General features: G+C 62.7%; 13 protein-coding genes, 1 tRNA gene and 1 pseudogene. 12 read left to right on the top strand and 3 right to left on the bottom strand.

All coding sequences use genetic code 11. The annotated features are described in order from the left end of the window. Window positions 1–231 (top strand): hypothetical protein (locus tag GJ629_RS04190; protein ID WP_157511888.1); only part of this gene is annotated, 231 nt, incomplete at its 5' end. A 3-nt stretch (window positions 232–234) separates the two neighbouring features. Here GJ629_RS04190 and GJ629_RS04195 read toward each other — a convergent pair. The 3 genes from GJ629_RS04195 to GJ629_RS17505 form a co-directional block, all read right to left on the bottom strand. After that, window positions 235–660: a hypothetical protein gene (locus GJ629_RS04195; protein WP_157511889.1), complete on the bottom strand. Its 426-nt coding sequence runs from the start codon at window positions 658–660 to the stop codon at window positions 235–237. A gap of 66 nt (window positions 661–726) precedes the next feature. Continuing rightward, a complete protein-coding gene (locus GJ629_RS04200) occupies window positions 727–1,077 on the bottom strand; it encodes a hypothetical protein (protein WP_157511890.1) in 351 nt (116 codons plus the stop codon). Window positions 1,078–1,123: 46 nt separating this feature from the next. Beyond that, window positions 1,124–1,246, bottom strand: coding sequence for a hypothetical protein (locus tag GJ629_RS17505; protein WP_255475209.1), 123 nt, complete (start codon window positions 1,244–1,246; stop codon window positions 1,124–1,126). Between the two features lie 170 nt (window positions 1,247–1,416). Here GJ629_RS17505 and GJ629_RS04205 point away from each other — a divergent pair. The 11 genes and pseudogenes from GJ629_RS04205 to GJ629_RS04255 all read left to right on the top strand — a co-directional run. Further along, a pseudogene (locus GJ629_RS04205) lies at window positions 1,417–4,544 on the top strand (3'-5' exonuclease); the annotation flags it as partial. Window positions 4,545–4,752: 208 nt separating this feature from the next. Further along, window positions 4,753–6,684 carry a DNA polymerase domain-containing protein gene (locus GJ629_RS16825; protein ID WP_157511891.1) on the top strand — a complete coding sequence of 644 codons (1,932 nt, stop codon included), beginning with the start codon at window positions 4,753–4,755 and terminating at the stop codon, window positions 6,682–6,684. Between the two features lie 167 nt (window positions 6,685–6,851). Then, window positions 6,852–7,784 carry an ABC transporter ATP-binding protein gene (locus GJ629_RS04215; RefSeq protein WP_157511892.1) on the top strand — a complete coding sequence of 311 codons (933 nt, stop codon included), beginning with the start codon at window positions 6,852–6,854 and terminating at the stop codon, window positions 7,782–7,784. A gap of 51 nt (window positions 7,785–7,835) precedes the next feature. Next, window positions 7,836–9,260, top strand: coding sequence for a Fe-S cluster assembly protein SufB (gene sufB / locus GJ629_RS04220; RefSeq protein WP_157511893.1), 1,425 nt, complete (start codon window positions 7,836–7,838; stop codon window positions 9,258–9,260). A 2-nt stretch (window positions 9,261–9,262) separates the two neighbouring features. Next, entirely contained in the window at window positions 9,263–10,471 is a 1,209-nt protein-coding gene (gene sufD / locus GJ629_RS04225; protein WP_157511894.1) for a Fe-S cluster assembly protein SufD, read from the top strand. A 374-nt stretch (window positions 10,472–10,845) separates the two neighbouring features. Continuing rightward, window positions 10,846–11,541, top strand: a complete 696-nt coding sequence (locus GJ629_RS04230) for a carbohydrate-binding module family 20 domain-containing protein (protein ID WP_157511895.1) — start codon at window positions 10,846–10,848, stop codon at window positions 11,539–11,541. 100 nt (window positions 11,542–11,641) lie between these two features. After that, window positions 11,642–12,142, top strand: coding sequence for a ferritin-like domain-containing protein (locus tag GJ629_RS04235; protein ID WP_370515784.1), 501 nt, complete (start codon window positions 11,642–11,644; stop codon window positions 12,140–12,142). After that, window positions 12,139–12,570 carry a metal-dependent transcriptional regulator gene (locus tag GJ629_RS04240; RefSeq protein ID WP_157511897.1) on the top strand — a complete coding sequence of 144 codons (432 nt, stop codon included), beginning with the start codon at window positions 12,139–12,141 and terminating at the stop codon, window positions 12,568–12,570. The genes GJ629_RS04235 and GJ629_RS04240 overlap by 4 nt, the downstream gene beginning before the upstream one ends. A 50-nt stretch (window positions 12,571–12,620) precedes the next feature. After that, a tRNA-Gln gene (locus tag GJ629_RS04245) sits at window positions 12,621–12,723 on the top strand. Between the two features lie 182 nt (window positions 12,724–12,905). After that, window positions 12,906–13,625, top strand: coding sequence for a nucleotidyltransferase domain-containing protein (locus GJ629_RS04250; protein ID WP_157511898.1), 720 nt, complete (start codon window positions 12,906–12,908; stop codon window positions 13,623–13,625). Further along, window positions 13,618–14,103 carry a hypothetical protein gene (locus tag GJ629_RS04255; RefSeq protein WP_157511899.1) on the top strand — a complete coding sequence of 162 codons (486 nt, stop codon included), beginning with the start codon at window positions 13,618–13,620 and terminating at the stop codon, window positions 14,101–14,103. Before GJ629_RS04250 ends, GJ629_RS04255 begins: the two co-directional genes overlap by 8 nt. The last annotated feature ends 48 nt before the right edge of the window (window positions 14,104–14,151 follow it).

The raw sequence follows: 14,151 nt of genomic DNA on the forward strand, positions 1-14,151 counted from the left end.
CTGGTGCTGGACGAACCGACCGTCTTCCTCGACTCGGGGCACGTCTCACAACTCGTCGTCCTGATCGAGCGGATGCGGGAGTTGGGCGTCGAACAGATCATCGTCGTCAGCCACGACGAGGAACTGGTCGGGGCGGCCGACGACCTCGTCACCGTCGAGAAGGACCCGACGACGAACCGCTCGACGGCCCGACGGACCGAGACGGCGCTGCCGGTCGGGAACGACGATTGAGTCTCACCCGTCGCGCAAGCGCTCGATAGCCTCGGCCGCCCGCTCGGTCGTCCGGTAGCCCGGCCGTCCGGCGACTCGCGTCTCCTCGATCAGTCCCGCGACGCGGAACTGGGTCAGCAGGCCGTTGAGGTCGCTCTCACAGAGGTCGTAGGCGCTCGTGAGCGTCCGGGCCGGCGTCGGGCCGCGCTCGTCGAGGTCGAGCAGCAGCCCCAGCGCCCGGTCGCTCGGAGTTGCGGTGAGGAGGGCACGGATCGACTCGTGGACGCCGCTGGCGGCCGTCTCCAGCGGTGTCGCCCCGTCGACGACGGTCAGTTCGTCGTTCGGTCGGTGGCACTCCTCGCCGGTCTCGGGGTCTCTGAGGCGACTCGACTCGCCGGACTCTTTGAGCAGGAGGAACTCTCGGCCGTCCTCGTCGCGGACCGTGCGCATACCTGCGGTTTGCCGTCGGCGTGGAAAGCGGTTGCGCTCGCGGTTATCTGCCCTGTCCGTCGGCGGTCACTCGGACTGGAACGAGCGGACGCGGTAGGCGACGTATACCGTGAGGATCAGCCCGGCCGCGACCAGTGCGCCGCCGAGTCGAACGCGTCCCTGAAAGCCGACGAACATAAGACCGAGGCTGAGCGACAGGAGCGCGGCGTTGCCCACGGCGACCAGTCCCCAGAACAGCCGTGCGGTCTGTGGATCGGCCTCGGCGGGGTCGGCCGGCGGTTCCGGCGGGTCCGGACCTAGCGACTCGGGGTCGAACTCCGCGGGCTCTAACTCGTCCTGATCCGGTTCGTGCTCTTTGGGGTCGGGTTCGTGTTCGTAGGGATCAGGCTCGTGTTCGTAGGGGTCTGGCTCGCCCACACCGGCAGATCGGCGAGGGCGGCAAAAAAGCTTCCGAGCGGCGTTCTCAGGCCATCTCGGCTATCTCGACCGTTGTATCCGCTTCGATCCACGCAAGGGGGTTCTCGGCGTCGTAGAGTACGACACCGTCGTCGGACTCGTAGCACTCGACGGTCTCGGTCCCGTCCATCGGGACAGCCCGTCGTCGCCTCCCGCGCGATCCGACAGCCCGTCCGCGTCGACCTGGTTCGTCATACGCTACTCTCCGGTATGCGACCACTTACCAAAAGCCTTCTCCCCGCGTCAGACGTTGCCCCCGCGACCGCGGATGTTTTGAACCGGCCTGCCGAAGGACGGTTAATGAGTGAGGACGCCCAGACCGGTCTCGGCGACTTCGGTGGCGACACGACCGGCCGGCGGACGAAGCGGCGGCCATCGCCGGCGACGAGAGCGTCGCCGCCGACGTGGTCGACGCCGAGGAGTTCCGCTACCCCGACGCCGACGGGACCGTCGAGCTATCGGTCACGCAGATCGACTACACGATAGAGGGCAGCGGCGACGAGGAGTTTCCGGTCGTCCACGTCTTCGGCCGGACCGACGACCGCGAGTTGGTCCACGTCCGGGTCTACGAGTTCCGGCCGTACTTCTACGCCCCGACGGCCAACTTGGACTTTGACGACTTGGGCGGCCGCGACCGGATCACCGGGTGGGAGACTGGCTACGAGTCCATCCGGAACGAGGACCTGACGCGAATATTCGGCCAGACGCCCCGGGACGTGGGCCAGATCCGCGACGAGTTCGACCACTACGAGGCGGACATTCTCTTTCCCAACCGCCTGCTGATCGACAAGGACATCACCAGCGGCATCCGCGTCCCGGCCCGGTGGGTCGAGGGGGGCGACTCGATCCGAGTCCCCCACGACGAGATAGAAACCGTCGACGAGCGCGTCCGGCCACGGATCAACACCTTCGACATCGAGGTCGACGACCGCTCGGGCTTCCCCGAGGACGGCGAGGAACCGATCATCTGTATCGCCAGCCACGACTCCTACGACGAGGAGTACATCCTGTGGCTCTACGACGCCGACGCCGGCGTCTCCGCCCCGGAGCGACTGGACGAGTACGACCCACTGGAGGACGAGAGCCTCGACGCCGACATCCGCGTCTTCGAGACGGAGACGGCGATGCTCGACGCCTTCGTCTCCTACATCGAGGAGACCGACCCGGACCTCCTCACCGGGTGGAACTTCGCCGACTTCGACGCCCCCTACCTCATCGACCGACTGGAGGTGTTGAACGCCGCCGCCGGCGAGTATCTGGACTACAACCGCCTCTCGCGGGTGGACGAGGTCTGGCAGAGCGACTGGCAGGGCCCGGACATCAAGGGCCGGGTCGTCTTCGACCTCCTGCGGGCGTACAAGCGCACGCAGTTCACCGAACTGGAGTCCTACCGTCTGGAAGCCGTCGGCGAGGAGGAACTGGGCGCGGGCAAGGAAACCTACACCGGCGATATCGGCGACCTCTGGGAGGACGACCCACAGCGACTGCTGGAGTACAACCTCCGGGACGTGGAGCTGTGTGTCGAACTCGACCGCAAGCAGGACATCATCGCCTTCTTCCAGGAGATAGCCTCCTTCGTCGGGTGTAAACTGGAGGACGCCCCGACGCCCGGCGACGCCGTCGATATGTACGTCCTCCACAAGGCCTTCAGCCGATTTGTCCTCCCATCGAAGGGCACCGTCGAGTCCGGCGAGGAGTTCGAGGGCGGGGCCGTCTTCGACCCTATCACCGGGGTTCGGGAGATGGTGAGCGTTCTAGACTTAAAGAGCCTCTATCCCATGTGCATGGTGACAATTAATGCCTCCCCGGAGACGAAAGTCGACCCCGACTCCTTCGACGGGGACACCTTCGTCGCACCCAACGGCCAGCACTTCCGGAAAGCGCCGGACGGTATCATCCGCGAAATGGTCACCGAACTCCTATCAGAACGCGAAGAAAAGAAGGAACTCCGAAACCAGCACGAACCGGGCACCGAACCGTACGAACAGTACGACCGTCAGCAAGGAAGTGTCAAGGTTATAATGAACTGTTTCTCCCCGGACACGGACGTGCTGACGCCGTCGGGCGTTCGGAACATCCGGGACCTCGATGTCGGAGACGACGTGTACTCGATCGATCCGGACACGCTGGAGATGGAGACGAAGCCGGTGACCGAAACCCACGCCTATCCGGAGTACGACGGCGAGATGATCGATATCGAGACGAGCAAGATGGACCTCAGTGTCACGCCGAACCACCGGATGCTCGTCAGGAAAGCCGAGACGAACGGGATCACTTGGGACGAAGACGACTACCGGTTCATCGAGGCAGGAGACCTCGACGACGCGACGAACTACCAGTTGCCCCACGACTGGGACGGACCCGACGGCGACCACATCGAGGAGGTCGACCTGACTGAATTGATCGACGATTATCAGGCGTGGGTCCGTCCCGACGTCCACGGTCACACCTTCGCGTCCGAGATCGGATACTACCCGGAGACGGTGCTCAAAAACGACATCGGTTCAGAGGGATACGTTTTCGACGCCAAGGCGTTCGAGACGCACCGGGAGTACATCGACGAGGTGGCCGAAACGTGCTTCGTCCACGCCGAGGCAAACCGGAAGTGGATACCACGGACGTACGACGGTGACGACTTCCTCGAACTGCTCGCGTGGTACATCACCGAAGGTACCGTCTACACGTCCGAAGACAAACAGTTCGGTGAGAACTTCCGGGGGTCGGCGACCACGGTACAGATAGCACAGGATGCGCCTGCGGCAACCGACGGCGGCCTCGGGTCGGTGACCGACAGCGACCACGCCGCCATCGGCGCGTTGCTCGACCGGATGGGGTTCGACTACTACGTCGACGATCAGGCCTACCAGTTCACCTCGCGCTTGCTCGGTCGCTACCTCGAACGTGCGTGTGGGGCGAACAGCTTCGAGAAACGGATCCCCGAATTCGTCTTCGACGCCTCGGCGGAGCAGAAACGTCTGTTCCTGAACACGCTGATCGCCGGCGACGGTGATAGACAAAAGAACTCTTGGCGGTACAGTACCGCCAGCGACCGACTCCGGGACGACGTGCTCCGTCTCTGTGCCCACCTCGGACTCACGGCGAACTACAGCCAAGACGGTGAGACGTGGCGCATCTACGTCGGCGAGGACGCGAAGAACACGCTCCGGATGCACCGGAGTGCCGCCACGAGTACTGCGGAGGACGGGGCCTACTGCGTGACCATCGCGGACAACCACACACTACTGGCTGGTCGCAACGGGACGTTCCAGTGGGTCGGACAGTCGCTGTACGGCGTTTCGGGGTGGGATCGGTTTCGCCTCTACGACAAGGACAACGCCGCGGCGGTGACGGCGACGGGTCGGGAGGTCATCGACCACACCGAGGCGGCCGTCGGGGACCTCGGCTACGAGGTGGCCTACGGGGACAGTGTCACGGGCGACCGACCGGTCGTCGTCCGTGATCCTGACGGTCGCGTGCAGGTCTTACCCATCGCAGACCTGTACGAACGCGCGGAGGGGGCCCCGAGCGGAGAGGTTCGGATCACTGCCGACGGCGGCGACGTGGCTTCGGTCGATACTGGGAAGGACAGACGAGTCGTGTCGGGCTGGGAAGCACTCTCGCTGAGCGACACGGGGGATGCGGGAGTGGCAACCGATTCAGCAGGTAATCCGCCACGAGACTGACGGGGAGGTCGTCACGCTTCAGCACAAGTTCGGCGAGTCGACGACGACACGTGACCACTCCTACGTCGTCGAGGATGATGGCCAGTACGTGGAATCGCCACCGAGCGAGGTCGACCAACCGCTTCGAATCCCCGGTGTTCCCGATGTCGGCACCGTTGGGACTATCGACGTATACGAGATTCTCGATGGGTATACGCGGACGTACGAGGACGGCCGGAGCGTCGGAGCGGCGGACGCGACCACGAAGACAAAGCGTGTCCACGCTGACGACGAGCGAGTTTGGTTCGGACACGAACACCACGCGGATCAGGACAAGACCGTCACAGTACAGCGATACGTCGATGTCGATAGCCAAGACGGGCACGCGTTGATCCGTCTGCTCGCTGCGTACGTCGCCGAAGGGAGCGCTTCGACCGTCGAGACCACTGACAGTCGCTTCGGAGCCAGCCTCGCCGAATCTCGCAAGGAGTGGCTCGAAGGCCTTCAGACGGATTACCATCGGCTGTTCGACAACACGACCGCGAGTATCGTCGACGGGAGTACGAAAGACGAGCGTTCAGTCGAGTACGACACGAGCGACGGTGAGTCGACCACCACCTACGACGACCGGACGAAGAAACTCCAGATGATGAACGAACTGGCCGCGGTGTTCTTCAGAGAGTTCGCCGGCCAAACCTCTCGCGGGAAACGGATTCCGTCGTTCGTCTACCATCTTCCCGACGACGAACAGCAGTTGTTCCTCGACGTTCTCGTCGAAGGTGACGGTTCACGGGCGTTCCCCCGGTACTCCGATGAGTACGCGGCCGAGAACTTCGACTACGAGACGACCAGCCGTGAACTCGCGGCTGGATTCTCGATACTTCTCACGCAACGCGAAAAGAAACACTCCCTGAAATACCGCGAGGAGAAAGACTCCTACACCATCCGGACGTGTCAGTTCTATCGGTCTGGCCGTGATCCGGTCCTCACGGCCCGCGAACACGACGGCTACGTCTACGACCTCAGCGTGGCGAACAACGAGAACTTCGTCGACGGCGTCGGCGGTGTCGTCCTCCACAACACCGACTCCGTGATGATAAGTCTCGGAAGCGACACGACGGTTCAGGAGGCCATCGACCAGAGCTTCGAGATCGAGGAAGCGATCAACGCCTCCTACGACGAGTTCGCCCGCGAGGAACTCGGAGCGGACGAGCACCGCTTCCAGATCGAGTTCGAGAAGCTCTACCGGCGCTTTTTCCAGGCGGGCAAGAAGAAGCGCTATGCCGGCCACATCGTCTGGAAGGAGGGCAAGGAGGTCGACGACATCGATATCACGGGATTCGAGTACCAGCGCTCGGACATCGCCGAGATAACCAAGGAGGTCCAACTCCGGGTCATCGAGATGATCGTCAAGGAAGGCGACATAGAGGGCGTCTCCGAGTATCTCTCGGGGGTCATCGAGGACTTCCTCGAGGGGAACTTAGATCCCGAGGAGATAGCGATTCCGGGCGGTATCGGCAAGCAACTGGACGACTACGACACCGACACCGCACAGGTCCGGGGCGCGAAGTACGCGAATCTCCTGTTGGGGACGAACTTCGACCGCGGGAGCAAGCCCAAGCGGCTGTATCTGGAGAAGGTCCACCCCGAGTTCTTCCGTCGCGTCGAGGCGGAGTTGGGACTGGACCCGGCCGAGGACGTCCTCTACGGGGAGTTCAAGCGCGACCCGGACGTGATCTGTTTCGAGTACACCGAACAGATCCCCGACGAGTTCCGCATCGACTGGGAGAAGATGCTCGAGAAGACGCTGCAAGGGCCGATAGAGCGAGTCATCGAGGCGCTTGGCATCTCGTGGGACGAGGTCAAAAGCGGGCAGGAACAGACCGGCCTCGGGCAGTTTATGTGACCCGACGGGGCGTCTCTGTGGCGGTCGGGCGAGAGACGTATCAGCGGCCCGTAGCCGCATTCGTTTACACCGAGCGAAGGAATTTTTGCGATATCGAAAGAACAGTGTGCGCGAATGCGAAAAGGTTATGGGGAAGACGACCCCATTTTCGGGTGACCTAGATACATATGGCTGTACTCGAACTACACAACCTCCACGCGAAGGTCGCAGAGGACGGCGGTGAACGGATTCTCGAAGGTGTGAATCTCGAAGTCGAATCCGGCGAGATACACGCGCTGATGGGCCCCAACGGCAGCGGGAAGTCCACGACAGCGAAGATCATCGCCGGCCACCCGGCCTACGAGGTGACCGAGGGCGAGGTCCTCATCCACCTCGAGGACGACGAGTTCGGCGAGGACGTCGAGATTCCCGAGGACCTCCGGACGTGGAACCTGCTGGATCTGGAACCCAACGAGCGCGCCGCGCTCGGCGTGTTCCTCGGCTTCCAGTACCCCGCGGAGATCGAAGGCGTGACGATGGTGAACTTCCTGCGGACGGCGCTCAACGCCAAACTCGAGGAGCGCGAGGAGCTCTTCGAGGACGACGACGAGGAAGAGGCCGAGTCCGAGGGTGGCGACACCAACGAGGACGCGGCGGGCTACGACACTTCCCCGATGGAGGGCGACGTGGAAGAAGGCGAGGTCGGAGTCGCCGAGTTCCAGCAACTCCTCAAAGAGAAGATGGAACTGCTGGATATGGACGAGAAGTTCGCCAACCGCTATCTCAACGCCGGCTTCTCAGGCGGCGAGAAGAAACAGAACGAGGTCCTTCAGGCCGCGATCCTCGAGCCGTCGGTCGCCGTGCTCGACGAGATCGACTCCGGGCTTGACATCGACCGCCTGCAGGACGTCTCGAAGGGCATCAACGCGCTCCGTGACGAGCAGGGCGCCGGCATCCTCCAGATCACCCACTACCAGCGGATCCTCGACTACGTCGAACCCGATCACGTCCACGTGATGCTCGACGGCGAGATAGCCAAATCCGGCGGCCCGGAACTGGCAGAGAAGCTCGAAGACGAGGGCTACGACTGGGTTCGCGAGGACGTTTACGAGGCAGCGTAACCCACATCGACTAGGACAGCGTTTACACGTACACAAACACCAATACTACATATGAGTTCAGAAGACCTCGAAAACACTGACACCGAGAAACGGTTCGAGTTCAAGAAGGAGGAGAAATCCGCCTTCGAAGCGGAGAAGGGCCTGACGGAGGAGACCATCCGGGTCATCTCCGAGGACAAGGACGAACCGGAGTGGATGCTCCAGCGGCGTCTGCGCGCCCTCGAACAGTTCAAAGAGATGCCGATGCCGACCGAGTGGCCGGGCGCGCCCGACCTCACGGAGGTCGACGTCGACGAAATCGTCCCGTACATCCGCCCGGACATCGAGACGCGCGGCGGCGTCGACGACTGGAACGACCTCCCCGAGGAGATCCAGGACACCTTCGACAAACTGGGCATCCCCGAAGCCGAGAAGAACGCGCTCTCGGGCGTCGGCGCCCAGTACGAGTCCGAGATCGTCTACCAGAACATGCAGGAGCGCTGGGAGGAGAAAGGCGTTATCTTCTGTGACATGGACAAGGCCGTCCAGGAGCACGAAGACCTCGTCAAAGAGCACTTCATGACGAAGGCTGTCCCGCCCAGCGACAACAAGTTCGCGGCGCTGCACGGCGCCATCTGGTCCGGCGGGAGCTTCGTCTACGTGCCCGAGGACACCACCGTCGATATGCCGGTGCAGGCGTACTTCCGGATGAACTCCGACGGGATGGGCCAGTTCGAGCACACGCTCATCATCGCCGAGGAGAACTCCGAAGTTCACTACATCGAGGGCTGTTCGGCCCCGAAGTACTCGGAGTTCAACCTCCACAGCGGGGGCGTCGAGGTGTTCGTGAACGAGGGCGCACACGTCCAGTACTCGACGGTCCAGAACTGGTCGAAAAACACCTACAACCTCAACACGAAACGCGCGATCGCCGAGGCCGACGCCACGATGGAGTGGGTCTCCGGGTCGATGGGGTCGAAAGCGACGATGCTGTACCCCTCGACGGTCCTCAAGGGGCCGGGCGCGACGGACAACCACATCACCATCGCCTTCGCGGGCGAGGGCCAGAACATCGACACCGGCGCGAAGGTCTACCACAACGCGCCGAACACCTCCTCGACAATCGAGTCCAAGTCCATCAGCAAGGACGGCGGCCGGACCAACTACCGCGGTCTGGTCCACATCGCCGATGGTGCCGAGGGCTCGAAGACCAACGTCGAGTGTGACGCGCTGATGTTCGACAACACCTCCACGTCGGACACGATGCCGTATATGGAGATCAAAGAGTCCGACGTCGACGTGGCCCACGAGGCGACGGTCGGCAAGATCGGCGACGAGGACGTCTTCTACCTCCAGAGCCGCGGGCTGGACGACGACGACGCAAAGCAGATGATCGTCGCCGGCTTCATCGAACCGATTACGGAGGAGTTGCCCATCGAGTACGCGGTCGAACTGAACCGCCTCATCGAGCTGGAGATGGAGGGTAGCCTCGGATAACTATGAGCACACAGGTACACGCGAACCTGACGGAAGAGCAGGTACGGACGATCAGCGAGGACCTCGGCGAGCCCGAGTGGTTGCTCCAGACGCGACTGGACGCCCTCGAGGCTCTCGGGGACCTCCCGATGCCGAGCGTCATCAAGACGCCCGGCCGGGAGTGGACGAACCTCGACGCCTTGGAGTACGAGCGGTTCGTCGACCCCCTTGACCGTGCACAGGAGAAAGACCGCATCGAGGCCGAAGGCGTCGACGTCTTGGAGTGGTCCGAGGCCCTCGAACAGCACGGCGACCTCATCGAAGAGCAGTTCGGTAGCGTCGTCGACACCGAACGGGACTACCTCACCGCGCTGTCGACGGCACTGTTTAGCGCCGGGACGGTCATCTACGTCCCCGAGGGCGTCGACGCCGAGGACGTGAAGATCCGGACACGGATGAACAGTCAGTCGCTGTTCAACTACACCCTCGTCGTCGCCGAGGAGTCCTCCTCGGTGACCATCCTCGAACGCCAGTCCACGGGCGAGGCGGTCGACGGCAACCGCTTCTACAGCGGTATCGTCGAAGTCGTCGCTCAGGAGAACGCCTCGGTCCAGTACGGCGCGCTCCAGAACCTCAGCGAGGAAACGTACAACTTCCAGGTCAAGCGCGGCCACGCCGACACCTACGCCACGGTCGACTGGATCGACGGCAACATCGGGTCGCGCCTGACCAAATCCAGCGTCGAGACGCGACTGGTCGGCGACTCAAGCGAGTCACAGATCGTCGGCGCGTTCTTCGGCCACGAGGACCAGCACTTCGACATCGCGAGTCGGGTCTGGCACGAGGCCGAACACACGACCGCCGATCTGGTGACCCGCGGCGTCCTCGACGACGAGGCCCGCTCGGTGTACGAGGGCGTCCAAGACGTCGGGTCGGGCGCGTGGGACACTTCCTCCTACCAGCGCGAGAACACCCTGATGTTGAGCGACGACTCCGAGGCCGACGCCTCTCCGAAACTCATCATCAACAACCACGACACCGAGGCCAGCCACTCGGCGACGGTCGGACAGGTCGACGACGAGGACCTGTTCTATATGACCTCCCGCGGCGTCGGCGAGGAGTCGGCGACGAATATGCTCGTCGAGGGCTTTTTCGTCCCCGTCCTCGAAGAGGTCGCCGTCGACGAACTCCGCGATGATCTGGACGAGTTGATCGTCCAGCGCCTGCGGTAGTTCCGCGCCGCCCTTTTAACGAAACGCGCAGTTTCGGACGCGCGTCCCGTCGATAACGACTGCAGCGGCTACTCCCGTGTCTCCTACTCCGTACGACCAGTCAGTCCGTTCGGACCGACTGCCGTAGCGACGGCTTCGCCGGATTCGACGCGCTACGGAGACTCGCGTGTATTCGTCTCGATACGGTCCCCGTTCGAAAAGTATGCTGAAATCGTACTTCGCAAATTCTGGCGCTGGAAATATACGTGTTCTAATATGTGTGGATAAATTCGGTAGCCGTGTGGAGTTTTTCCGATGACGGAGACTCTATGTACTGATCTTCTTACCAAAATATATAATAAATCTTATACGTGTATGGGCGGAACCCAGCGGTGATGACGGAACGATCACGACGCGATATCATCAAGGGTGGGAGCGCAGCGATCACGGGACTGGGTATCCTCGGCACGGCGGGGACGGCGGTGGCAGCGGACGGCACGCTGTCGGTCACGGTCTATGCCGACGAGGTCGTCGACGGCGAGATAGTCGCCTCGCCTTTCGAGGGTGTCACTGTCTCGGACGGTGCCTTTGAGGACGAGTCGAATCATCTGGGCGTGACGGACGCGACGGGTGCGCTCGAAGTGTCGGTTCCGGCCGGCGACTACTCGCTCGAACTGTACAAGGAGTTCCCCAAGGCGACCTACGGGGTCACGACGACCGAGAAGCGCGGCATCGACGTCAGCGTTGAGGCCGGCGTGACGACGAGCGTCGAACAGCATCTGGCTCCGAAGTCGATCAGCATCTACGCCAGTGACGCCACCGAGTACGGCGAAGCGGTCTTCGTCACCGGTGAGACCGACTACCTCGGCAACTGGGAGACGGCCTACCGGATGGATCCCGCGAGCGGTTTCTGGGAGTACACAGAGAACCTCCCGGTCGGTGCCGAGTACAAGATCGTCAAGGCCGACTGGACCGAGCAGGACGCCATCCCGACCGACAACGTCACTTGGGAGGACCGCAGCTACAACCGGACGATCAGCGACGAAGCAGGCTACTACGACTTGGTCGAGAATATCTACCCCGAATTCTAACCCGCGGCCGTCGTCTCGACGCGGGACGCAGGGACGGGCTTAAGTCCCGCCCTACCGGATGTGCTGGTATGATCCAGTATCGCTCTCGGAGGTGTCACCGGTGAGCCTCGGTGAACCGGTCTCCTCGGACCACCAGTTGGCCCGCCTGCTCCAGATAGGCGTCGTACTGGAGGAGGTCGTCGAGGCGCGGGCCGCGCGCCACGCCGAGGAACTCGTCGGCGACGGGAACACCACCGTCCGGCAGTTCCTCAAGGAGGCCTCGGCGGAGTCGGCCGAACACCGCCGGCATCTGGAGGGCTTGATCGAGGACTTGGACGCCGAGACGGTCCCCTTCGAGGATATCAAAATCCTCGTCGAGGCCAAATACGAGGCTGACGCGGACTTCGACGACGTGCTTTATGACCAACTCTGTAACGAGGAGACGGCGTACAAGTTCTACGACGACCTGATCGACGCGATCAAGCGCAGCGACACCACCTACAGCATCGGCCGCGACCGACTGCTGACGGTCCTCGGCGAGATCCGCGAGGCCGAGGCCGAGGGCGTCGAGGACGTGACGCGACTGATGAGCGAGACGAGCGAGACGGAGGAGCCATCATGAACACCGCCGATCAGTACCTCAAGACGATCTATCTGGTACAGCAACTCGAAGACGGCCCCGCCTCGACCGGTGCCATCGCCGACCGCCTCGACGTCAGCCCCGCCAGCGCCAACGAGATGGTCGGCAAACTCGACGATCAGGGACTGCTCGACCACGAGAAGTACAAGGGCGTCGACCTGACCGACGAGGGCATCGTGAAAGCCCGCGAGGCCCTTCAGACGTACTGCATCATCGAACGCTTCCTGCTGGAAGTGCTGGAAGTCGAGGACTTCCGCGGGGAAGCCCAAGCTCTAGAGAGCGTCATCGACGAGACGGTCGGAGAACGGCTGGACACCATCATCGACCGCGACCCGCGCTGTCCGGACTGTTTCGACGCCGAGAACGACCACTGCGAGTTGCTGGAAGTCGAGGCCGAGGCCTCGGACTGACTCCCTCGAAGAGAAATCCTATTAACGGTTCGGACGATACATCAGATCGCAGTCCCGTGGTGTAGTGGCCAATCATATGGGCCTTTGGAGACGGTCGGTCTCCCCGACTGTCGAAGACAGCCTATGACGGCGGTTCGAATCCGCCCGGGACTATTTTGCGGCGAGCAATCCGCGAGCCGCAACTGTCGCCGCGGATTCGAACCCGGCCAGTCGCGCGCAACGCAGTGAGCACGTCTGGCACAGGTTCGACATCCGCCCGGGACTGTCTTCTCGTGACGCAGATGAGCGAGAGATAGGAGAAACGCTTTTCAGTCTACTGGACACTCAGAGTGTATATGAACACTCAGAGTGAACAAAAAGTGGGATTCCACCTCCCCTTCCCTCTCGGTGAAGAGCAGGTGTTCCGGTACGAGGCGATGGAGGACGTACTGGAACTGTTGTTCCGCAATCCGTTCAGGGAATTCTCCGTGCGTCAGCTCCGTGATATCACGGACAACGGTTCAAAGACGACGTCGCGTGCGGTCGAGTTGCTTCAGCAGTTGGAACTCGTCCAAGTCGACGAGAGTGGGCGAAGCAAACGCGTGTCTCTGAACCGCGAACGGGTGACTATCCCGGACGAGCCGCTGTTCGCGTTGCCACAGGACGAGTTCCGCCAACCGGTACGAGCGTTCGCTGAACGGGTTCGGACAGCGGTACCGTCGTTTTCGGCACTCCTCGTGTTCGGGAGCGTCGCACGCGGTGAGGCCGACCGCCGCAGCGACATCGACGTCTGGCTGTTGGTCGATAGCGACGACGACCTCCTGCAGGCACGGCGCACGGCGACCGACATCGCCGTCGACCTCGGTGAGCAACGGTTCGGCGACGAGGGCAATCGCTACGAGTTCGAGGTGCTGGTCGAGTCCGTGGAGTCGGCAGTGAGTCACGGAGCGGGCGAGGACGGAGTCGACGAGGTGCTGGCCGAGGGCGTCGTGATCAAGGACTCCGACGCGTTAGGACGCGTGAAAGACGTGGTGCTGGGCGGTGCTGACGTTGAAGAGGTGGTCGGCGATGAATGACGAAGATCCGTGTAGCGACGAGTTGAGTGCCGCCGTGGCGGCGTTCTCTCGACGCGGCACCGTCGAACCGGGACTGGATGTCGACGGCGAGGCACTCTTGCAGTTGCGGAAGGCGTGTCGCATCTTGGACGGCATTCGAGCCTTGCGAGATATCGACCGACACCACACGCTGGTCGTCGAGGGGTCGTTTGCGGCACTCGAACGGACGGTACAGTTCTACGTGGTCGACCGAGGCTTGGCAGAGACGGCCGATCTGACGAACCACGAAGACACGTTCGAGTATGGGGTGCAGGCGGGCGTGTTCTCCGAGGCGACGAAAGACGAACTGGTCGCTCTCTGGCAGAACTACCGTAACGGGACCTATTACCAGCAGGAACGAGCGACCGCTGAGCAGGCCGAAGCGATGCTGGCATACGCCGAGTGTATGCACGACCACGTCCCGAAACTCGCCGGTCGGGCACACGACTGCATCTGCTGACTGGCGGAGTCAATCTTGTGACGGTGGGGGGCCACTCCGACCAAGCGC

The organism is Halapricum sp. CBA1109 (assembly GCF_009741825.1).
GTDB lineage: Archaea > Halobacteriota > Halobacteria > Halobacteriales > Haloarculaceae > Halapricum.

Bases quoted from the DNA above. Each gene is read 5' to 3' on its own strand.
- GJ629_RS04195 (WP_157511889.1), bottom strand. From the start codon at position 660: ATGCGCACGGTCCGCGACGAGGACGGCCGAGAGTTCCTCCTGCTCAAA.
- GJ629_RS04230 (WP_157511895.1), top strand. From the start codon at position 10,846: ATGACGGAACGATCACGACGCGATATCATCAAGGGTGGGAGCGCAGCG.
- sufD (WP_157511894.1), top strand. From the start codon at position 9,263: ATGAGCACACAGGTACACGCGAACCTGACGGAAGAGCAGGTACGGACG.
- GJ629_RS04215 (WP_157511892.1), top strand. From the start codon at position 6,852: ATGGCTGTACTCGAACTACACAACCTCCACGCGAAGGTCGCAGAGGAC.
- GJ629_RS16825 (WP_157511891.1), top strand. From the start codon at position 4,753: ATGCGGGAGTGGCAACCGATTCAGCAGGTAATCCGCCACGAGACTGAC.
- GJ629_RS17505 (WP_255475209.1), bottom strand. From the start codon at position 1,246: ATGGACGGGACCGAGACCGTCGAGTGCTACGAGTCCGACGACGGTGTC.
- GJ629_RS04250 (WP_157511898.1), top strand. From the start codon at position 12,906: ATGAACACTCAGAGTGAACAAAAAGTGGGATTCCACCTCCCCTTCCCT.
- sufB (WP_157511893.1), top strand. From the start codon at position 7,836: ATGAGTTCAGAAGACCTCGAAAACACTGACACCGAGAAACGGTTCGAG.
- GJ629_RS04240 (WP_157511897.1), top strand. From the start codon at position 12,139: ATGAACACCGCCGATCAGTACCTCAAGACGATCTATCTGGTACAGCAA.
- GJ629_RS04255 (WP_157511899.1), top strand. From the start codon at position 13,618: ATGAATGACGAAGATCCGTGTAGCGACGAGTTGAGTGCCGCCGTGGCG.